At 31.9% G+C, this 22,091-nt stretch carries 20 protein-coding genes and 2 pseudogenes; 12 read left to right on the top strand and 10 right to left on the bottom strand.

Going from position 1 to position 22,091, the window contains the following annotated elements:
- Window positions 1-158 precede the first annotated feature (158 nt).
- The 3 genes from FH036_RS10175 to FH036_RS10165 form a co-directional block, all read right to left on the bottom strand.
- Window positions 159-2,015: an alpha/beta fold hydrolase gene (locus FH036_RS10175; protein ID WP_139895671.1), complete on the bottom strand. Its 1,857-nt coding sequence runs from the start codon at window positions 2,013-2,015 to the stop codon at window positions 159-161.
- 58 nt (window positions 2,016-2,073) lie between these two features.
- A complete protein-coding gene (locus FH036_RS10170; protein WP_001072300.1) occupies window positions 2,074-2,640 on the bottom strand; it encodes a TetR/AcrR family transcriptional regulator in 567 nt (188 codons plus the stop codon).
- A 418-nt stretch (window positions 2,641-3,058) separates the two neighbouring features.
- Window positions 3,059-3,325, bottom strand: coding sequence for a YmzC family protein (locus FH036_RS10165; protein ID WP_138322390.1), 267 nt, complete (start codon window positions 3,323-3,325; stop codon window positions 3,059-3,061).
- A gap of 439 nt (window positions 3,326-3,764) precedes the next feature.
- Here FH036_RS10165 and FH036_RS10160 point away from each other — a divergent pair, with 439 nt between their 5' ends.
- From FH036_RS10160 to FH036_RS10150, 3 genes are read left to right on the top strand one after another with little or no spacing between them, the layout of a single operon-like run.
- Window positions 3,765-4,223, top strand: coding sequence for a MarR family winged helix-turn-helix transcriptional regulator (locus FH036_RS10160; RefSeq protein WP_139895670.1), 459 nt, complete (start codon window positions 3,765-3,767; stop codon window positions 4,221-4,223).
- A complete protein-coding gene (gene pssA, locus FH036_RS10155) occupies window positions 4,216-4,800 on the top strand; it encodes a CDP-diacylglycerol--serine O-phosphatidyltransferase (protein WP_139895669.1) in 585 nt (194 codons plus the stop codon). Before FH036_RS10160 ends, pssA begins: the two co-directional genes overlap by 8 nt.
- A 22-nt stretch (window positions 4,801-4,822) precedes the next feature.
- Window positions 4,823-5,194, top strand: a complete 372-nt coding sequence (locus FH036_RS10150) for an ATP synthase subunit I (protein ID WP_139895668.1) — start codon at window positions 4,823-4,825, stop codon at window positions 5,192-5,194.
- Between the two features lie 151 nt (window positions 5,195-5,345).
- Here FH036_RS10150 and FH036_RS10145 read toward each other — a convergent pair whose 3' ends face one another.
- Window positions 5,346-5,780, bottom strand: coding sequence for a hypothetical protein (locus FH036_RS10145; RefSeq protein ID WP_001080454.1), 435 nt, complete (start codon window positions 5,778-5,780; stop codon window positions 5,346-5,348).
- Between the two features lie 272 nt (window positions 5,781-6,052).
- Between FH036_RS10145 and FH036_RS10140 the strand changes: the two genes are divergently transcribed.
- The 3 genes and pseudogenes from FH036_RS10140 to FH036_RS10130 all read left to right on the top strand — a co-directional run bounded on the left by FH036_RS10140 (window position 6,053) and on the right by FH036_RS10130 (window position 8,340).
- The gene (locus FH036_RS10140) at window positions 6,053-6,688 is read left to right on the top strand and encodes a VanZ family protein (RefSeq protein ID WP_139895667.1); all 636 of its coding nucleotides are present in this window, start codon (window positions 6,053-6,055) and stop codon (window positions 6,686-6,688) included.
- A 129-nt stretch (window positions 6,689-6,817) separates the two neighbouring features.
- Window positions 6,818-7,453: pseudogene (locus tag FH036_RS10135) on the top strand (hypothetical protein).
- 233 nt (window positions 7,454-7,686) lie between these two features.
- The gene (locus tag FH036_RS10130) at window positions 7,687-8,340 is read left to right on the top strand and encodes a DUF2306 domain-containing protein (protein WP_139895666.1); all 654 of its coding nucleotides are present in this window, start codon (window positions 7,687-7,689) and stop codon (window positions 8,338-8,340) included.
- A gap of 114 nt (window positions 8,341-8,454) precedes the next feature.
- On the opposite strand, the gene dhaQ is transcribed toward FH036_RS10130, so the two are convergent.
- Together dhaQ and dhaS are read right to left on the bottom strand one after the other, a co-directional pair.
- The gene (gene dhaQ / locus FH036_RS10125; protein WP_139895665.1) at window positions 8,455-9,453 is read right to left on the bottom strand and encodes a DhaKLM operon coactivator DhaQ; all 999 of its coding nucleotides are present in this window, start codon (window positions 9,451-9,453) and stop codon (window positions 8,455-8,457) included.
- Window positions 9,454-9,472: 19 nt separating this feature from the next.
- Window positions 9,473-10,039, bottom strand: coding sequence for a dihydroxyacetone kinase transcriptional activator DhaS (gene dhaS / locus FH036_RS10120; protein WP_000204220.1), 567 nt, complete (start codon window positions 10,037-10,039; stop codon window positions 9,473-9,475).
- Window positions 10,040-10,217: 178 nt separating this feature from the next.
- Here dhaS and dhaK point away from each other — a divergent pair, with 178 nt between their 5' ends.
- A complete protein-coding gene (dhaK, locus tag FH036_RS10110) occupies window positions 10,218-11,969 on the top strand; it encodes a dihydroxyacetone kinase subunit DhaK (RefSeq protein ID WP_139895664.1) in 1,752 nt (583 codons plus the stop codon).
- Window positions 11,970-12,191: 222 nt separating this feature from the next.
- Entirely contained in the window at window positions 12,192-12,542 is a 351-nt protein-coding gene (locus tag FH036_RS10105; RefSeq protein ID WP_000946187.1) for an SH3 domain-containing protein, read from the top strand.
- Between the two features lie 207 nt (window positions 12,543-12,749).
- Here FH036_RS10105 and FH036_RS10100 read toward each other — a convergent pair whose 3' ends face one another.
- Together FH036_RS10100 and FH036_RS10095 are read right to left on the bottom strand one after the other, a co-directional pair.
- Entirely contained in the window at window positions 12,750-13,559 is an 810-nt protein-coding gene (locus tag FH036_RS10100; RefSeq protein ID WP_139895663.1) for a CPBP family intramembrane glutamic endopeptidase, read from the bottom strand.
- A gap of 363 nt (window positions 13,560-13,922) precedes the next feature.
- Window positions 13,923-14,405, bottom strand: a complete 483-nt coding sequence (locus tag FH036_RS10095; RefSeq protein ID WP_001049724.1) for a GNAT family N-acetyltransferase — start codon at window positions 14,403-14,405, stop codon at window positions 13,923-13,925.
- A 350-nt stretch (window positions 14,406-14,755) separates the two neighbouring features.
- Between FH036_RS10095 and FH036_RS10085 the strand changes: the two genes are divergently transcribed.
- From FH036_RS10085 to FH036_RS10075, 3 genes and pseudogenes are all read left to right on the top strand, one after another.
- Window positions 14,756-15,085, top strand: a complete 330-nt coding sequence (locus FH036_RS10085) for a 6-aminohexanoate hydrolase (protein ID WP_070805390.1) — start codon at window positions 14,756-14,758, stop codon at window positions 15,083-15,085.
- 309 nt (window positions 15,086-15,394) lie between these two features.
- A pseudogene (locus tag FH036_RS10080) lies at window positions 15,395-16,335 on the top strand (HD-GYP domain-containing protein); the annotation flags it as partial.
- Window positions 16,336-16,548: 213 nt separating this feature from the next.
- The gene (locus tag FH036_RS10075) at window positions 16,549-16,830 is read left to right on the top strand and encodes an LCI fold-containing protein (protein ID WP_088121474.1); all 282 of its coding nucleotides are present in this window, start codon (window positions 16,549-16,551) and stop codon (window positions 16,828-16,830) included.
- 113 nt (window positions 16,831-16,943) lie between these two features.
- Here the strand turns inward: FH036_RS10075 and FH036_RS10070 are convergent, their stop codons facing one another.
- Both FH036_RS10070 and FH036_RS27555 read right to left on the bottom strand, forming a co-directional pair.
- Window positions 16,944-17,837, bottom strand: coding sequence for a helix-turn-helix domain-containing protein (locus tag FH036_RS10070; protein ID WP_070805392.1), 894 nt, complete (start codon window positions 17,835-17,837; stop codon window positions 16,944-16,946).
- Window positions 17,838-18,375: 538 nt separating this feature from the next.
- Window positions 18,376-18,591, bottom strand: a complete 216-nt coding sequence (locus tag FH036_RS27555; protein ID WP_041184078.1) for a hypothetical protein — start codon at window positions 18,589-18,591, stop codon at window positions 18,376-18,378.
- A gap of 1,442 nt (window positions 18,592-20,033) precedes the next feature.
- On the opposite strand from FH036_RS27555, the gene FH036_RS10055 reads away from it, so the two are divergent.
- Entirely contained in the window at window positions 20,034-21,764 is a 1,731-nt protein-coding gene (locus FH036_RS10055; protein ID WP_139895662.1) for an S-layer homology domain-containing protein, read from the top strand.
- The last annotated feature ends 327 nt before the right edge of the window (window positions 21,765-22,091 follow it).

The raw sequence follows: 22,091 nt of genomic DNA, 5'->3' as shown, positions 1-22,091 counted from the left end.
ACGAAAAATTGTGCTTACTTGTAATAAAAATCTCATTTTTTCGTTTTGGGGTGTTATAAAATCTTGAAGTTGATGGGCATAGGGTGGGACCCAAAACAGTACAATTTTATTTCAAAGACACAACGATCTTACTACACACTTTTATTTATCCCACACTCTCATCTGCTAGTATTACTATTTTTTATTACTAATGTTGCCGTTTCACTCGGATGGCTAAGAGGAAAATGATGGCCATATGGAACAAAATCAATCTTACCAACATGCGATGGAGCAGAATATGCTCTGTCATAACCCCCCCAGATAATGTGAAGATTATACTTTGTTACTTCATTGAAATCACCTTGATCGTTTTTCAGTAGTAAACTGTTAAGCTGAACCGTAGTATTTAAAATTCTAGGAGAAGTAAAACTTTTACTTATCTTTTCAATATAATGTTCAGGGATGCTCTCTATACTTTCAAACAAACCATTACTTAATAAATATCGCTCTATGAAATTAGTAGTTGCCAGTTTTAATGTCCATTTGTTCATAAATTGAGGAACATTTAGCGATTTAGCATTTTTTTTAACAACAGGTGGCTGAAGTAAAGTGATTGAATACTTCTTATCTATGTACTGTTGTACCAATGCTTCCAGAAGAATAAATGCACCGAATGAATGACCAATTAGATGTGCACCATTAGTAACTTTCTCCAATAACTTTTTCACTACATTCAAATAGATATCTAGAAGATTTTTATCTCGTTTAAAAGGAGAACGCCCCAAACCTGGAAGATCCAAGATCCATACAGGTTGACCAGTTTTTTCATGAAGCTCTTGTGCTAAAGGAAATAAATCCTCTCCATCACTCAATAAACCATGTAATAAAATAAACGGTTTCCCCTCTCCTTGTAATTGGTAAAGGGTAGTGTTATCGCATAATGTTCGTTTAAATAAATGATTATGCTGGCCATTTTGATATATCATTCGATAGTCCAGATCTGCTACTACAGCAGGGAGAAATTTCATTACACTCGTCTTCTTAAACCAATCCTCTCCCATAATTTTTTTCGCTGAAATATTTGAAAATGTTCGTTTTGTAATAAAATTCAGTCCATCAGAAGGAATTTTTGTTATTTTACTTACTCCACTATTCATAATTGTTTTCATAAGCGGCATTGGAACCGAGATTTTTGGTGCCCTCATATTCATACTTTCCGACATAATACTTAATAATTCAGCAATGTTCTGATCGTGCTGTTTGTCTTCAACAAGTGTATATGTTTGGATAGTCGGTTGCTCCAACCTGAAAACCTGCACAATAAACTTCGCAAACTCATCGTTTGAAATAAGTGGTAACCTATATCCCTTACCTCCAGGAATCACTGGCATGAGCCCTCTTCGCATACTCATCACAAGCAAACCTAATCCTGCTATCTGCTCTGTACTCCCTGTTTTGCTACTACCGACTACAGTTGGCGGATTAATTACAGAAAGTGGATAACCTATTGCTGATGCCTGGTGACGGATATAAAGATCTGCTAAAAATTTTGTTCTCTCATATGGATTTTTTATTTTCAAATAATTGTTTCCTTCTTTAAACACATCAATTGCAATGTTGCTATTTTTATCATCAAAGGGGCTCATATAACCTACAACATGAATAAATTGTTGCAAGCCCTTCAATTGATGAATACTTTTAGCTAATTCACTAATATGTTTCGCGCCATTTAAAAATACGGAAGCTGCCTCATTACTTGTCGCTTGAATATCCATGGGGCCTCCTGCGTGAATAATCACATCCGTTTTCAATACCCTCTCCTTATCTTCAGCACTTAGACCTAAATCTATTTTCGTTAAATCACCTTCAATAAAGTGCATAACTGCCTTTTTTAAGCTGCCTCTTTCTTGAAAAAGGCGTATTGCTTTACTTTTCGACCTCACTAAAAGAAGAATTTTAACATCCTCTTTGGCTAATTCTTTCACTAATTGCTTTCCAATAAAGCCTGTTCCACCAGTTAAAAATACTGTTCTCATATAAAATCCCCCTTTTAGTACTACTTAGTACTAATTTGATGTAAAAAAAATGCTTCTTTTATCGAAGCAATTTTAAAAAATGATCTGCTGTTTTCGTGATTACAGTTGCATCCTTCAATGTTTCTGAAATAAATAACGCTCCTTCAAGATTTGTAATAAAAAGTGATGCAACCTCATCAATATGAATCGTATTTCTGAATTCTCCATTCTCTACCCCTTGTTTAAGTAATAGAGAAACTTTCTCTTGTAATCCTGTAAAAAAAAGACCTATTTTTTCTTTTATTTGCGTGGCCTGTGTAGGACTTTGAATATAAAGAGTAATAAATGGACAGCTCCCTTTATACTCTCTCGACTGAACTCCTTGTGATAATTGCTTTAAAAACAGTTGAATACGATCTTCAACTAAAAATTGGTTCTGAGAAAGTACGTCATCAATTGCAGATTGATACATTTCAATCCAATAATCAACGACTCCTTCTAATAATTGTTCCTTATTAGAAAAGTGATAATACACATTCGACTTTGAAACTTTGCTTACACGTACTAATTCATCCATACTTGTATAAGCAAACCCTTTTTCTAAAAATAATGTTGCAGCTACTTCAATCACACGTTTTTGATTCATTAATTTTACCTTTGTCATAATTAGAACTATATAGTACTAATTTAAATATTGCAAGTATTTATGTTAATTTTAAAAAAAATTTGATTGAAAAATTTCCACCAACATTGATTTTACTGCAAAAAAATCTTATTTTGAATAAAGTTGAACTGAACCCCGAAATTGTTCATTTACTATCGTCTAATAGGGGTCACCATGCATGTCCATCAACTTAAGAAAATAATGCCCGGCTTCTCAGAATAACTATCTGTAGAGAAAGAAAGTTTTAATTTAGGGGGATATGAAAATATTAGCTTGATAGCAATGGGGTAGTACCAACGAGTCGCTTAGAATTGTAAATCTGTCTTTTCATAATCCTACTCCATAAAGAAAAGACACCCTAAAGTGCCTTTTATCAATTTGAATTATTTATTGTATATAATCAATATTCGTTAGCATAAAACTCTTTTATTAGCTTTATTTCGTTTGTATCCGGATCAAACTTAAATATTTTAATTTGATTAGATTCGTCTTTATAGGCAAATGTATGATCGCCAATTTGGGTCATATTACTAGTGTTTAACATAGGATCGCTACTATGGTCAGTGATTTCTACAGGTTTCTCACGATCCCAAAACGCGATGACGATAATTAAGATGATAAGGCATATACGTATGTTACGTAATTCTCTTGCAACAGGATGTTCCATTTGATAGTCTCCTTTATCATGTAATAGATTTTGTGTCTAAAAGAGATAAATCCTTAGAATATAAATAAAAAAGACACTGTAAAAAGTGTCTTTTTTATTTGAGTTATGCGCATTGCTTAATAAGACGCTAGTTCCTCAATCGGAATATGAGTAACTATGTAGGGTAATTTTATTATAACATTTTAACCAGTAATGGGTCTATATGGAATTTTTGTGATGATTATGTTTGTTTATTCAAAATAATAGATGTATCATGCCAGAGAGATCGGAATTTGATCAATGAAAAACAGTGGAAAAGGCAAATGGCATACTTTATTCCGTGTTATAGGAATGGATAGAGATTGATTTCCCTTTACACAAACATAACGGTATAATATAGTTAAGTTAAGTGAACTTAACTATTAAACGAAACAAAATAACAGCATGGAGGAAGAGTGCTATGACGAGAACATATAAAGAAATAATTAATGAAATGAACCGAGCCTATAATGAATTCTACATTTTACTATTTCAGGAGTTGAAAGATGAGTACGGTCTTACAGGACAGCAAGAGAGCATGCTATTTCATATTCATTTAAATGAAAACACGACAGCAAATCACATCGCGACTACTTTTAATATATCGAAAAGCGCTGTGAGTCAAGTTTTATCGAAATTGGAAAAGCAGAAGATGATTTCAAAACAAGTAAATCCTAATAATAAAAGGGAGTATTTCCTTACACTTGGTCCAAACGGTAGTAAGTATATGGAGCAGTTGTCTGAGTTAGATGATGTATTAATTGAGAAGTATTTTTCAAAAATCGATATCGGTGCTTTAGAACAAATGACGGATACGCTAAAGAACATAAATAAAGTGATATTGGAAGAAAAACAGAAGGATCTTGAGTCTAATGAGTGAGAATGAAGATGAAGCAATTAGTAGAAAGGAGGCGAAGCGTGTGATGAGTTACATACCAAATATGATGACGATAGCAAACTTTGTGTGTGGACTTTTGGCTATTCAAGCTGTTTTCGTTCACGATATGTATGGTGCAGTCATGTTCATTATTACAGGTATGGTATTTGATTGGTTTGATGGCATGGTTGCTCGGAAAATGGATGCTGTTTCGGAAATTGGCGGAGAGTTAGACTCATTTGCAGATTTAGTTACTTTTGGCGTAGCGCCATCTATTCTTGCCTATAGTGTCGCTTTAAAAGATTTGCAATCTATTGGGATGATATGTGCGCTCGCTTACAGTATTTGCGGAATGCTTCGACTTGCGAGATTTAACACGCAGCAAAGCAAACTCCCAACATTCATCGGAATGCCCATTCCATTTGCGGCAATGTGTCTCCTCATTTTATGCCTCTTAAATAACCCAGTTTCCGTGGCATTTGGCACATGCGTACTTGCTTATTTAATGGTGAGCAAAATCAAATTCCCCCATTTTAAAAAAGAGATATCGGAAAGCTTGAAGTCCGAAAGATGGGATTAATAGGAAAGATAAGGAGCATAACATGATTCGTATGGCATTAAGATCATTCAACATGCAAATATATTGTTTGCTAGGCGTGATGTTACTGGGATGGTTGATGACACCTTTTCGAGCCCAGTTTGTAGGGATAAGCATCGGCCTTTTAGTTAGTATGTACTGCGCCTGGATTTTAGGAAGACGTATCGAAAAGTTCGGAAATAGCATCGTAAAAAAAGAAAAAGCACCGATGCTTGGCATGATGAATCGGTTTGCAGCCGCAATACTCGGCGCGATTATTATGTATGAAATTGAACACCGTGAGTACATGTGGACATTTGCAGCTGGAATTATGGGTGGGTATTTCTTGGTTATTATTAATTTGGGGTATTATAGTATGAGGGATGAGAAGGAATAGATTAGTACACTTTAATTAGAAATTAATATCCGCCTCAAGCATGGAAAGATATATTTGAGGCGGATTATTAACACTTACAATAAAATCAATACAATTCCCCGAAAACAAAACAGTGAAAGCAAGTACTCCATTTTGAGTCTGCTCTATAAAACTAGCTCTTCTTATTTTTTATTTTTTTAAACATAAATTTGTAAATTAACCATGTAATAATTATTACCACAGGAGTAATTAAAGCACCGTTAAACATTTTTTTTGATATGTATAACATATTTAAAATTAATAAAGAAATTATTGTAATAATCATATTATATTTTGAAAAGATTTCTACAAATTTAGAATGTGCAAATAACTTTTTGTATATAAAGTAAAAGATTACAAAAAGGATTGTTGTTACTAAACTAAAAACACTAATTTGAAGATAAAATATGACTATTAAATTTGTTATTGCTATTATCATTAACCAAAAAATTATAAAAAAATTAGATAAAACTTCTACACTTACTAATAGAGCTCCTAGCGTTGCAATAAAAGCAGCAATTTTATTTGAGGAATCCCCTTTGTTATGAGAAGAATTTTTTCTATTCATGAATAAAAATCAGCTCCAATTTTCTTTATCCCCTTTAAAATAGATAATCATTTGTATATGAAAAAATCCATATATAAATGATTATCTATTTTATATTATCAGAATTTTATTTTGTGTGGAATTGTATTATGTGATTGCTAGGCTCTTTTACCTAGGTACAAGGTGAAAATTTAAGAAAAATTTTATATTTACCCCACTTTTTATTTTAAAAGTTTCTCCTATCCTATAAATAACAAAGTCATAGATGAAAATGTAAAGTTAGGGGATTCCACATGCATACAGGAGTTTTAATGAGTTATTTGTATACTTATTTTTTTACAATTATGTTTTGTATTGTATTTCAAATTGGATTTTATTTTAAAGCGAAAAACAATATATCTATTCGGCATTTTTTATGGGTATATGTTTTTCTATTCTACCTTTCGTTAGTGTATAAGGTGACGCAGATCGCGACTATATGGGATATAAGTAGATATGAAACGTGGATTCGTGTAAATCAAATCAATTTGACTCTATTTGATACGGCAGGTAGTACTACGTATCTTTTAAATATTGTACTGTTTATGCCATTCGGTTTTTTATTGCCGACTATTTGGCCGCAGTTTAGAAAAATGAAAAACACCGTATGTGCAGGATTCTTTTTTTCATTGGCAATTGAGTTAAATCAATTACTAAATAATAGAATTACAGATATTGATGATTTATTTACAAACACCCTCGGGGCGATTATTGGGTATTTATTATATAGAGCTTTTAAAATGATATGTAAAAGAGAGGGGGAAAAGCTTGATACCAGCTCTTCTCTAGTTATAAAATATGAAGCTGTTTTTTGTTTAGTTTGTTCATTTGTAGGTGCGATGTTAATTTATTATCCAATTTTATTTGGAAGACCTGTAATTCTCCAATGAGATGTGTGATCTCGTTTATAAAATGATTCTCGTTCTCCACACCCAAACACAGTAAAATGTGAATGATGCATTCTCTTTTTCTAACTTAATAGATATAGTTTATGTATTACATGATAGGTAGGTGTAAAGGTGTTACATGTTCAATTATCTCAATACTTACTAAAAGAATCAAAACCAGCTCTTCATACAGATGAAAAACGAGTGTATATGTTAAAAGATGAAGGGTTATCACCGTATCCTATTTATTTAAATCACCCTAGTATGATAGGAGTGGGGACGAATTGGAATCAGCATACAGGATTCGAAGAAATCGTTAAAGGATTTATGAGTACACATAACAAATTTCCTATGTATATGTTATTTGAAACTTATTTATGTAGAGACTTTATTGAAGGATTTTTAGAAGAGAATAAACTTCATTTTGAGCTAGTTTTTACTAATAAGAAAAAGGATACGAACTTTTTTTAAGTGTGCATTACCAATGGTGATGATATAACTACACTTATGAAGTATTTCTTCCAATCAGCACAAGATTCTCTCTATACGTTATTAAGCTATTCAGCAGACTGTAAGATTATCAGTAATCGTACTGGTGAGATTGAAATAAAGACTGACAGTTTCTATCCAAGCTTTTCATTTATGTATGATGCGCAAGAATTATTTATTATTGGTGGAGAAGAAAAATGGTCACATATCAATTATATAAAAAGATTTTTCTATCTTGAGCAGATTACAGATGAGCTAATTATTGATTTAAGAAAATGAGAGACGAGAGAGAATAAATGAAAACCCCCTCAAGTATAGAACGACATACTTGAGGGGGTTTATGTATGAAGAAGGGCCTTGTATCATATATTTTATTCGTCGCTGCATGTAAGTCATTCGGTTTATAAAAACAATGTGTTGAATAAATCAGTAAAGAAGGCTTTTCTATTTTTCCCTAGAATGAACAGTAATGTATAATCTAATTCCTTCATGTAATAAGGAGGCAGTAAAATTTGAACAGGAAAATTTGGTATGTATTTACTTGTTTTGCTCTTTTAGTATCTAGTTATATTGTTGTCCAATATTTTATTATGGATGGATTTCAAACAGGGCTTGTAAAAGTGAAGCTTATGTTTGGATCTAAATTAAGTGCGTTCTGGTATATGATGCTATTTATACATATTACAACTAGTATAGTAGCATTAGTAATTGGTCCGTTTACATTATCCACTAAATTTAGAGAAAGGAATATCAACCGTCATCGAATAGCTGGGAGAATCTATATGGTTGGTATATTATTAGGCGGCGTTTCTGGACTATATCTATCCTTTTATGCTACGGGAGGATTGGTAGCGAAGCTAGGTTTCGGTTTGTTATCCGTACTTTGGCTAACATCAGCATATGAAGCATTACATAGAGTTAAGAATAAAAAAATTAAAGAGCATCGGAATTGGATGATTAGAAATTATGCTTTAACCTTTGCGGCAGTTACATTAAGAATTTGGCTACCTTTGTTTATCGTTCTATTTGGGATAGAACATTTTGAACTTAGTTACGCTATTATTGCTTGGTTAGCATGGGTACCTAATTTAATTGTTGCAGAATTATTCATAAGAAAAAGGCTTAATAAAGGAAAATACGAAGGAAATGAGGATTTACATTTTTGATGTAAATTTGCTGTAATATTGAGTGCAGAATTCTTCAGTAATTGAATTTTTCTCATAGCTGAATTACGTACAAAAATAGGCTGGCCAATTGAAGCCATCCTATTTTTATCTATATTACCAACTAGCAGTTTCCGTATTTTCTTTCAACCACTTCACCCAGTTCAAGTCCTCTACCTTAAGTAAACTTAAAGAAACACCCTTCATATCTAAAGAAGTTAGTAGCGTACCAACTTTTACGAATGTAATCTGTAACCCTTCCAGTTCACATAAACGGCGAATGTCATTTGCGAAAATGTATTGCTCCATTAATGGCGTCGCTCCGAGTCCGTTAATGAGAATGGCGAAGTTGTCACCTTTTCTCCAGCGGTAAATGCTTTTTAATTTGTTCATTAGTTCGATTGCTAATATTTCAGAAGAGGATAGTGCTTCTTTACGGTAACCTTTTTCGCCGTGGATACCGACCCCATAAAATACTTCATCTTCGTTTAATGTGAATGAAGCTTTTCCTTTCACTGGATCATTCGCAGGTGAAAGGGCGACTCCTAATGTGTGTAAGTTTTCGGTGATAGAATGGCCGAGTGTTGTTAGTTCTTCTAAAGAATGACCTTCAAGAGCAGCCGCACCAAGTATTTTTTGAACGAAAACAGTACCAGCAACGCCGCGTCTTCTTTTATTAAACGAGGCATCATCTTCAATTGAAACGTCGTCATTTACGATGATGTGGTCAATTTCTCTTCCTTCTTCTTTGGCAATTTGCTTCGCCGCTAAAAAGTTCGCTACATCATCTTTAAAGTTTTTAATGATGAATAGAATACTTTTCTCCTTCGGTATGAGGCGAGTTGCCGCCACAATTTGTTCCACTGTAGGCGGAGTGAAAATACTGCCGTTTACTGCAGCCGTAAGCATTCCTTTTCCTACATAACCAATATCAGCAGGTTCATGTCCGCTACCACCACCGCTTATAATAGCGACGTCTTGCGTCATTTTTTCGATATCTTTTACATAAATGATGTTATTTGTTTCGTCGTAATTTACTTTGTCGTTATGTTCAAAATAAAAGCCGTGCATCATATCTTGAACGATATGTTGTACATCATTCATAATCTTTTTCATTGCTTTTGCCACCCTTTAATTACTTTGCTGATTGCTCCAGTAATAGTAGTAATTGATTGTTTATCATATTTTTCATAAGAGAAGACATAATTGACGGATCTACTTCACATTTGCTTTCAATCCAATCTTTTATCGTTCCAACGAAGCCGTGACTATAAAAGGAGGCAATCGTATTTTTTGTCTCATCAGAAAGGCTGAATCCACAGCTCACAGATAGTTCATCAATAATCTTCATATATAAGTTTTTTGTATGCTCAAATAAATAGTGATTAAACGAGTTTTGTTCAATGACTTTAAAAGCATTTCGGTAAAATTTTTGATTTTCATAAAAGTAATCAAATAATAAATCAAAAATGTTTTCCCATGTTTCATAGTCGAGAAAGTCGATAATGTTCTCTTTCGTTTCTTCTCTATAAATCCAGCTTAATAGTTCAAATTTATCTTTAAAATGGTAATAAAAAGTTTGCCTACGCATTTGACAGTGTAACATAATATCGCTTACTGATATTTTATGAAACGACTCTGTTTCCATTAAATACTTCAATGAGTTCGCGATTATCTTTTTAGAAATTATAGAAGAGGTCATCTCAATCATCCCTAGAATGTTAGTAATATGAAAATCCTACCCATAAATGAGAGCGGTGTCTTTAGACAGATTGTCCATTTTGTCCGTTTACTATAAAACGCTTTCATTTTAACATGGATAGTAAGAAGAAGATTTCAAATATATCACAATATATTAAAGGAATTGAGGGAGAATCACAATGAAAAAGATTATAAACAAACCAGAAACATTAGTAATGGAAATGTGCAACGGAATGGTTATGGCTCATCCAGAGCTTGAGCTTTTGAAAAAATATAAAGTCATTAAGAAGAAAGAAATGAACGAAAACAAAGTAACGTTAATTAGTGGCGGCGGTAGTGGTCACGAGCCAGCGCATGCAGGACTAGTCGGAAAAGGAATGTTAGATGCGGCAGTGTGCGGAGATGTGTTTGCTTCGCCTTCACAAATTCAGGTATATCAAGCGATTAAAGAGACAGCTAGTAAAAAAGGTACGCTATTAATTATTAAAAATTACAGCGGCGATATTATGAATTTCAAAAACGGTGCTCATTTAGCGACGGAAGATGGAATTGAAGTCGACTACGTAAAAGTGGACGATGATATTGCGGTAGAAGATAGCCTGTACACAGTAGGACGCCGCGGCGTTGCGGGTGTTATTCTCGTTCATAAAATTGCCGGCGCAGCAGCGGAAGCAGGTATGGATTTAGGAGCGGTGAAAGCTGTAGCGGAAAAAGCAGCTGCTAACGTGCGTACAATTGGTTTAGCGTTAACGTCTTGTACAGTTCCAGCGAGCGGATCACCTACTTTCACACTTGCGGAAGATGAAATGGAATACGGCGTAGGTATTCACGGCGAACCAGGAATTAAACGTGAAAAAATGCTGTCAGCAGATGAATTAGCGAACCGTATGACAAACGATTTAATGAAAGATTTAGGAGTAAAAGACGGAGAAGAAATTGCGCTTTTAGTTAACGGTTTTGGCGGAACACCACTGCAAGAACTTTACTTATTTAACAACGCAGTGACGCGAGAATTAGCTGCTAGAAATATTAAAATTAATAGAGTATTCGTCGGCAATTATATGACGAGTATCGATATGGCTGGTATGTCTTTAACAGTAATGAAATTAGATGATGAGCTAAAAACATTACTATCGAAAGAGTGTAACACACCAGCGTTTAAAGTAGATGGACCAGTTGAAAGTGTAGAGTATGTGAATGTACTTGAAGAAGCAGAAGAGAAAGAAGTTTCATTTGAACTAGAAACGGCAGAAGAGCACGCTGTTATTAAAAATAATGTCATCACATTAAACAACATGATTTATCTCGTTGATAAAATGAGCGATATTATTATTAAAAATGAAGTACCGTTCTGTGAGTTAGATACACATGCAGGTGACGGCGACTTTGGAATGAGTGTGGCAAAAGGATTTAAGCAATTAAAACGTGAATGGCATTCGATTGTAGAACAAGAAAACGTAACGATCGGATCATTCCTTGACGGTTGCTCCATGATTATTATGGAACATTGCGGCGGAGCATCTGGTCCAATTTGGGGCGGTGCATTCCGCGCAGCTAGTAAAGCAGCAGGCGAAAAACGTGAGCTAACAGTGAAAGAATTTGCTGAAATGTTGCAAGCAGCACTGCAAGGCATACAATCGATCGGTGAAAGATCATTCGGAAGAGGAGCAGTAGTTGGTGATAAAACACTTGTTGACGCACTTGCTCCATGTGTAGACTCTTGGTTAGCTAGCGCTTCAAATGAAGAAGATATGAAAACCGCCTTTGAAAAAGGAGCAGAAGCAGCGGTTAAAGGCGCAGAGTATACGAAAGAAATTGTAGCTCGCATGGGCCGCGCCGGTACAGTTGGCGAAAGAAGCTTAGGCTATCCAGATGCAGGTGCGCATGCACTTGGAGTTATCTTTACGGAGATTGCGGGTAGTTTGAAATAGGAATGAGAAAGTCCCTTTGCCTTAAGGTGAAGGGGCTTTTATATAGTTGGTAGAAGACTATTTTCGGGCTCTCTGTAAAATATGAGTTTGTTACTATTTTTGATAAAATTTTATTTCAAAAATACAACTAATATTTCTCAACATTAATATATTGAAAATAATTAGAATATTTAAGAAAATAGTTTGTGAAGAAAGAAATTATAAAAAAAGGGGGAATTTATTTTGTTACGTCGCTTATCTATTTGTACTTTATTAACAGCTTTTATGTTTACTTTATTTACATTTAACGGCTCTGCTTTTGCGGCTACGAATACTACTGAAAATGAAACAGTAGTAGCAGCTTGTGCCAAGGGAGGTACGGTAGGTACATATGGTGCAAAGATGCGCAGTGGTTACACTGTGGGATCACCTGTCTTACATACATTTACTAGTGGTCAGAAAATTACTGGCACATGGGTAACAGGTGAGTATGTTCAAGGGCATTATAGTAATTCTAAACAGTGGTTAAAAGTTACTTATAAAGGGATGACAGGTTATGTATCCCACACAACATTATATAACGTTTGCTCATAAAACTATGTAATATAATAGCTTTTGAGATATTGAACTAATCCCTTCTAGGGATTAGTTCTTTTTTATCTTCTTAAAAAATATCCATATTTAACTAAGTTAGTGTATAGATAACCATTTTTCTAAGGATTTATTGGATTAATAGTTTTAATATTAGTTGTTAATTAGTATGGAGAAATTTATCATGCAAGGAGAGTGAGAAAGCAAGAATTATAAAAAATTATAGTATCTTCGATATAAAACTTTCTTTGGATTTATAACTATAAGTAAAATGGCAACTATTAAATAAAAAATTGCAGTATACATAATTAATTCAATTAATGGTCCATTTATTATGCCAATAAATAAATTAAAGAAAAAGTGGATGATAATTGGAACAATTAAATTTTGATTTAAATTATAAAATGTTGCCATGATAATTGTAGTAGATATAATTGCAATCATAAAAAATAAAATATATTTGATTAAATTACTGCCTGTAAAACCTGTAGTAAACCATATAGGCAGATGCCACATTCCCCACCAAAAACCAATAATGATTGAAGATTTTAATGGCGAGTATTTTTTCTGGAGCTCCATTAATGCAAAACCCCTCCACCCTAATTCTTCTCCTAGTGGTCCAGATACAATAGTTTTAACAACATAATAAATTAACACGCCCCATGTAGTTCTATTAAAAATAGAGTCTGCTTCACTATTAGTCGAAATGAGAAACAACATCGTCAAAAATATAATTATTTGAATCATACTGATAGTAAGAACGATAGAGTAATTAAGTTTATTTTTAAATCTATCTTTTACGAATTGAATAAAACTTTGTCCAGGATAAATTCTTTTAAATAGAAACATAAAAGCAAAAGTGGAAGACCAAGCTGATATGCAGAGCATTACATCAAAAATCCAAGTTGGAAAATGTAATAACTTTGTAATTCCTACAAGCAGAAAAAGTGGCCAAAAAATAATGTTGGTTAGTAATATAAAACTTACCACCGGCTTTTTCAGTCTTTTATCTTCAGTCATATACAATTCCACCTTAAGTTAAATTTTTAACATGCAATAATGTACCTATTCAGCGCGTTGAGATGATGCACCGAGTATTCTTTCTATTATATCTATATGTTCTTTCAAAATATTACTTAGTTAATTAATAAAGGGAATTTTTAACTAATTGTTCACATAAAATTCATTCTTGGAAGTAAAGTTCTAAAAGTAATTTATCCATAGTGATATTAAAATTACTACTAATAGGGGGAGCACCACATCGCTATCATGCTAACAAAAATAAACTACACAAAATTAATTTTTTTGCTTCATATGTTAAAGAATATGGAGTAAAAACCAGAAAATGAAATGATTCATACAGAACTAGAGGTATATATAATTTTATACATTTACATAGTTTTTTAATTTTAAACAGTAAACTAATTCTGGATGGTGTCCTTCTTCAATCTCTCCTGTTGGCCTAAAACCCACTTTTTCATAAATCCGCTTTGCGCGTTCATTATCGTGAATAACCGATAAGAATATTTCTTCACATTTGTACGTCTGAACCATACTATCTATTACTGCTTTTAAAACAGGAATCCCATACCCTAACCCTTGATATTGATGGCCAAGCATCATACTAATTAACTCATATTGCTTCGTTTCATTTCTAAACCCATACGAAGCAAAACCTATTAAAACATCATTATCATATATAGCTTTCGGAGTAAACCCAAACGTTTGGCAAGCTGCAAGAAAGAAAGCATTTGAACCAACCCATCTTTCATATATTTGAATGTGTTTTTCTTGAAGTTTATCTGATTTTAAATTAATAATTTCAAAGAAATTTTCTTCTGTTACATCTATTAATTTTAGATTCATCTTTTCCCCTCTTTCCATTTTTTACATTATCTATTCTAATTCTTTATCGTATTTCTTATTCCTTTATCTTCTTAATCAATAACTCATTAGTATTCTACATACTAATTGCATGAATTAAGAGGTTTCGTGCACTACTTCTTGGAAGTTGATCATGTAGCGCTCTATTTCGTAATTCACTATGTTTTCCAAAGAAAATAATGAAAGGAAAGGCGATGAATACATTTGCAAAATGACAAAATTGTAAGAATACAAGAATGTTTGTAAGAAAGTTCGATGTTTTCCTTTTTCTTTTTTTATTATAGTGAAAAAGAAGAAAGAAATATTCTCTTATGTAGGAAAGGAAGATAATAATGATTGATTTATTAAATAAATGGATGTTAGAAAGTACAGGGAATTTCAATATTGTTGTAGGACTTACAGCACTTCTACTTTTGGGTTCAGTAATTGCACTTATTATTATTTACAAAAAAATTGGTAAACCAAATGAAGGAACAAATGCTATTTATTTAAAAATTACTTCTCGTATGTTTACTACTCAAATTCTAATGAATGCTATATTTATTTCTTTAGTTGGTAAAGATATCGAGAATTTCCGTCAAATCTTTATATTATTTGAAGCTTTTGTATTCTTTATTGGAGCTATTTATTCGTTTAAATTATATAGACAGGAATACAAATAGTTCACTTATAAGAAACAATAAAAAATGTAAACTTTTCATTTTTAGTTTACTGTATATTCTATACATATGAGGTTAATATAACGTCTCATTATCGATAGCAAGAAAAAGGCGAATTCCAAATTTCAAAAGGAATTCGCCTTTTTCTTTTTCTATAACCCTATCCATATCTTTATACATTCCTATCATGGCAGTACCCTATTTATAGGTTATGAGAAAGGGTATTTTTTGCACCATTATCTATTCTTGGATATTATTAATAATATGTATATGAACTTATTTTTTTATTAAAAAGGTTTAGCGGTGTGTAAAATGATGAAAGGGGTTAAAAATATCGAAACGAAAGAACCGATAAACATGTTTCTATTTATTCCCTGTAGTACTCTTTTGTTTGATAATATTTATCAACATTTTATTCTTAGAAAGGATTTTACACTAGAGAAGCTTTTATTTGAACTTGTATTTTTATTTATTTTCATTTCATTTTTTTTATGTAATAAGTGTTTACAAAAAATGAATAAACAAATGTTTACAAAATATATTTTTCTTGGTGTTAGTATTATTTATCTTTTAGCATATGATCTTATGTTTATACGTGATTCAGGTGCTTCCTTACATATTCCTTATTTAGAGTGCTTCTTAGTAATTTCTGCGCCTTTATTTTTAAGTATTCATTATCTTCTAACGGTATCTATTTGTATGGTATGTAGATTTTTAATTGCTATTTATTATTTTGAAATTAATTATCCAATATCATTAATATTATTGTTTCTAATCATTTTTGTTGCGTCATTTTTTGTATTTCTTTCATTAAAATTTTTAGTACAAAAAATTAAAGCATCCTATGAAAAACAAATGAAAGAAACAGCTTTATCGATAATGAGGATAATGGAACTAAAGGATCAATATACGAAAGGGCATAGTGAACGTGTAGCCAATTATGCTACGATTCTTGCTAAAGAAACAAATGAATATAAAGATGAATCTTTAAAACAATTTCATTTTATTTATTACATGATATAGGGAAAATAGGTATTCCTGATGAAGTTTTAAAGAAAGCATCTTCTCTTACAGAAGAAGAATATAATCTTATTAAGACACACCCACAATTAGGATTAGAAGTTTTTAAAAATATATCTTTAATAAAAGGTAATGAAGACATAATTCTTTCTCATCATGAAAGATGGGATGGAAAGGGCTATCCTCAAAAACTAAAAGGAAATCAAATACCATTGGTTCAACTAATAATCAGTGGAGGATAAAGAACCCCCCACTGATTAAAGTTTCACTTTATTATGTATTGTTACATACTTCTCTAAATTCCTTTATTTTTCATTTGATAAAATAAAATCCTAATATTACCAAAAGTTAAATAAATATTTCTATATATTCAATATATTTACATAAATTACAAAAGTGATACATTTAAGTTGTAAGTTATAAAAACTATTAAAGGGGGATTTATTATGTTCAAGAAATTAGTAGTAGGGCTATTAGCAACTGGTATTGCATTAACAGGAGGAATTGGAGCGGCTTCAGCTGATACGCAAAAAGCTGTGAGTTCTCCGAAGCAAGCAACATGCTCAATTCCTTATGAGTATTCTAACGGTAAATTCAAAAGAACTCTGTATTACTCAAATGGAGTATATGCTAATAGTTTTACTGAAAATGTTTGTGGCGGGACGATTACATGGTATTTAAAACATGTTCAAAATGGAGTTGCTTTTTACGAAGGTAATTTAAAATAGTAGATTCTTTGAACCTCATTTATTGAGGTTCTTTTAGTTCTTAAACTGATTCTTCACAAAAAAAGACACCTAAAGGTGCCTTCCTGCGACTTTTGTAAGTATCTTTTACGAAATTATGATTGTTTTTTATTTTGTATTTCAATCAGTTCATCTGGTAGCGTTTTTGTATAATATTCTTTTTCTGTTAGTTCAAATATAAATAATGCTTTTTTCCAGTTATAAACAACCTCTTCTACATTATGTTGTTTAATCTTTAATAAATATTGACCTTTTAAATAGAATAGTTCACCTAATAGGTATAAAGTATTTAAATTAATTGCTAATTTTATACCCTTATCAAGGTATTTTATTGCCTCTTCATGTTGATATATGGAGTCTAAACATTTTGCTAAATTTAACATGATTTTTAATTTAATTTCTTTATCTCTAGGAAAATCTAACTTATTAAAATTAGTTAAACATCTTTTTAATATATTAATACCTTTTTCATAATTTTTATTTTCTGCATAAAATATAGCCATTGTTTGCATAATATCTATTTCTCTTTCTGATAAAAAATCAGAATTAGTTAAAGTCAGTTTTAATGCATTATTTAAAAGATCTAAAGCAGTTTTTATTGATCTATCCACCATAAATATAGCAATTGCTTCGTGCCATATTAGAAACTGTTTCTCTTCTTTTGTTTGAAAATTATTTAAGTTTTTCTCTTTTTTTACTATTTCATAAAGTTCTTTATATTGTTTTTGCTTTAAGCAGTCTTTTATTACGTATTTTACGTTTTCTACATATTTTAATCTTTTGTTTTGAGTTAGTGCAAATATATTATTTGGATCAATACCAAGTCTTTCTGATAATTGATATAACAATATACTAGATGGATAAATCATACCTTTTTCAATCTTGCTAATTTGACTTTGTGAACATATTCCATGACATAATTCGGATTGTGATATATTTTTTTTCATTCTAAGTTCTTTAATGATAATACCCAAATCGTTAAATTCCATTTTTCCACCTACTATCTAGCACTTTATTTGTAAAAGGACATCCTTTTACCTTAATGTAATGTAAAAATAATATAGTTGCAATTATTGTTTGGTGTAAAGGGCTTACCGTTTTTATAAGGTGGTGAGGATTTTAGTATGTACAAAGAAGATACCCAAAGGTGCCTCCTGCAACTTGAACCATCTTAATTTTAATAATATGTATTGGAAGCTCATACGAATATTATTTTACCATGTTAAATACCTAAATTCATTGAGAGAAAGATATAACTCATTATTCATTCTGTCAAAAAGGATTTATCTAACGTAACGTATGAATGTTCCATAAAATGTATCAAAAAAAATGAATAAATCGTGATTGGCATGAAAAAAGGGTTTTTACTATTACGTAAGAACCCTTAAACAAAGAAAAAAGTCGTATGTGCCTCTATATTAGAATCGAAATAACATTTTTAATATTCAATTATATATAGTTTTCTATATAACTTAACGTGATGAAGTTAAATAAAAATGTTATTTTAATACAAAACGAAATTGAAAGTTAGCAAGCAATACTTAAATAAGTAAAAGCGGCAAATCCATAAACTAATAAGCTACTAGTAGCAAGGAATTTTATAATTTCATGTGTAGAAATAATAGTTAAACATATTGCTATAGATGCACCTATAAAGAATTGATACTTCGTATGTATATTTGTAAGATTAATTATTACAAGTACAGTTAAGAAAAGTGAAATGAAGTTCAAATATCTTTTCATTGTCATATTTCCTTTCAATATTTGATCTGTATTTATTATACCGGATGGTACCAGTAATAACATACTTTGTAATAGATCGTAATAGAAATCTCATTTTGCCATAAATAAAAAGGCGGTTGTTTCCGCAACCACTTTTCAGCAAAATAAAGCACTTTTTCAGAAATAAAATATGGATAATTCCTGAAAATGTTATAGGATATAATCCCATTTTTATAATTCAAGTGACGAGCTTAATTTATAAGAAAGGAATGACTACATTATATGAAAACTTGTCTAACAAGGTTACAAATAAAAGAGCAGCTAGCAAGTGCTAACTGCTCAATACAAGGAGATACAGAGAAAACTAAATGAGTTTTGGCATACAGCCTATCAACATTATGGACATAATATTGAGTTTTATTCGAAGGAATTCATATTTTATAAATTAGATTACGATAGTTGATATTCTCCATATTGACCAGAAAAGAACCAAGAATTCTATTGAAATTCCAAGTGTTCTTTTCCTAGTTTTTTGAAATTCTTTTATTAAATAGCCAATAGCACTAATTGCTATAAGAATGAAAAGAATAAGTTCTAGTGTAACTGGCATTTGATCCGCTCCTAATATGTTTATTTGTTATATTAAGATTATAGGATATTTTTGTGGTTAGTAGTGAAAAATTTAGTAAAACTATCTCTATATGAAAAAAGATTCTGCTGTCTCCAGCAGAACCTTTTCTAAAATGGCAAAGAGTAACTCTTACCTTACTCTTTGTTTATATACTACAGGAGTGTTAATGAAAATCCAAGGTTTCTTATATTGAGAAATAAAGAAGAATTATTTTAAATAATTTGATCATTGTTATAAATAAAGGAGCAGTTAGCAAAAACTAACTGCTCATCTCCAAGTGGAAACCAAGAACAAACAGCTATTATAGACGATTTAAAAAATCATACTATTGGTTTAGGATTAGTAAGGAAATACATTGCTCTACAGAAATTAGAAAAGGCTATAGCTTGTATAATGAAATAAGTGATGATATGGCACGGAAGCAAACGCGAGAGTCTCTTATTATCGTACTGGATAAAACGATAAATACGTTTATAAAAATAAGGAATATAAGAAAGGACCCGCTGGAGTTCGGGTCCTTTTAGAAGTGATGATGTTTTCTCGGCTTGGGAAACTGAGAAAATACAAAAATATAATACATTGAGATTTAGAGAATTTCAATACTAAATTAGAGATTACCATGAGGGAGTTATAACGAGTTACTACCTATAGATATTCATAAATAAAACAACATAATATTAATACGAAAAAATATAAAAATATGAGTTTTTGCATATTTCCAAAATTAGTGTACCCTTCAAAAAATTTTAATTGTATAATATGTTTTGTCATATTATTTTAGATTTTTCGACAAAAAATAACATACATAGAAACGATATTGGGAGAAGGAATTATGTACACAAAACTACTAAAATCAATTACATCATTATCACTTATAGGTGGTGCTTTACTGTATACAAATGGCAGTGATGTGAGAGCAGCTGAGGTGGGTATTTTTTCTGATGTGCCTACGTCGCATTGGTCGTATCCGGCGATTAAAGATTTATCGAGTAAAAATATTATTTCCGGTTATGGAAATGGAAAGTTTGGTTTCGGTGATGTTGCGACGAGAGAGCAAGTTGCTGCTTTAATTTATCGTGCGCTGTTACCGAATAAGCAAGGTGGTACGTTCAGTAATGACGGTGCTCGTTATGTATTAAAAGATGGATCTACTTTAAACAATCCGTATCGAGATATTCGCTCAGGATCCACATTGTTTCCAGAAGAGGTTTTAACGTTAACGAAATTAGGGATTTTTAACGGGGATGGAAACGGAGGTTTTAGACCGAAAGATTCTGTTAGCCGTGCAGAAATGGCGCAAATTATTAAAAACGCTTTTCAAGTTTCAGCTAAGCAAAAGCATACATTTAATGATGTTCCGAATGGTTTTTGGGCAGAAGGTGCGATTAGTGCGGTGCAGTCAAACGGGATTGCATCTGGTACAGGCCACGGGAAATTTGAACCTGCTAAAACGGTAACGCGTGAACAGTATGCACAGTTTTTATATAATGCTTTGCAATATAAAAAGCCTGCGGTTGCGGTGCAAGATACAGGAGATGCGGCATTATTAGCAGCATTTAAAGAGGAAGTACAGAAGCGTATTAATGCGTATGAAACGAATATTACACTGCCGTATAAAACGACAAATAGTAATACAAAAGAAGTGATGAATACACTTTTTAACGCCTATAAAGAAGTGGCAAGTAAAAATGAGTATACGAATTATAATAGATCGAATGTTTCATATGGTCTTAATGGGTCACCTGGAAATTATACGTTTACACTGAAAATTACATATCGCGAAACGAAAGAACAAACAGAATATGTAATGAAGCAAGCGAAGGCAATTGTTTCTTCTATTACACAAGTTGGGATGGATGATCACGAAAAAGTGAAAGCGATTCATGATTATGTCGTAAAACATGTTTCTTATGATACGTCTTATAAAGCTTACACAGCATATGAAGCACTCGTAAATCGTTCTGCTGTTTGCCAAGGTTACGCACTATTAACTTATCAATTATTAAAAGAAGCGGGAATTGAGAATCATTTTGTAGTAGGAACTGGAGACGGTCAGCCTCATGCTTGGAACTTAGTGAAAATCGAAAACAAATGGTATCATCTTGATACAACATTTGATGATCCGGTTCCAGATGAACAAGGCCGCGTAACATATTCCTATTTCAACTTATCAGATGAGCAAATCGCAAGAAATCATGAGTGGAACCGAGGGGAATATCCGCAAGCTACAACAAATTATTATAGTACATTAACAAATAAAATTGCTGCAGGTGGTACGAAAACTCCTGCCTATCAGCAAATATTAAAAGATACAAAGTTAAACTATTTAGGAAATGAATACATCGCAAATAACTATAATGAATTCAAAAATAAAATGCAGCAGCGTTATAACGAAAAGTTACCAAAGATTGAAATTCTTTATAAACAATCAATGGATGATGCATTGCAAGATGTGAAAAAAGTAATTGGAGAAATTGGTTATCCGCAAGGGGCAAACCGTGTTTCTTATAAAGCGGAGCCGTACAATGCGAAAGAAGGATATTCTTTAGTAACGATTACATAAATGGAATTTAATACATACACAGTAATGCTTATGTTCTTAGCCATTGTCTCAAGCAAGGACTTTTAGGTGTTATTACTACTATTGTTCTTTTGTTAATCGCTGCATGGACTACAAAAAGATTTCATACAGACAACCAACACAAGTAAATTATTGTATTTCTCAATAAACAAAAATAACTTAACATGGTAAAATAATAGTTGGATGGGAGTCCAATACATATTATTAGAATTAAGATGGTTCAAGTCGGAGGAAGGCACCTTATGGTGTCTTTTCTTTATTTTGCTAATGAATAGATTGTCCTCTTCTATATAACTCTTTAAAATATAA

This window comes from Bacillus sp. CD3-5, assembly GCF_006349665.1.
Lineage (GTDB): Bacteria > Bacillota > Bacilli > Bacillales > Bacillaceae_G > Bacillus_A > Bacillus_A paranthracis.
This window is presented reverse-complemented; position numbering and strand designations above follow the sequence as displayed.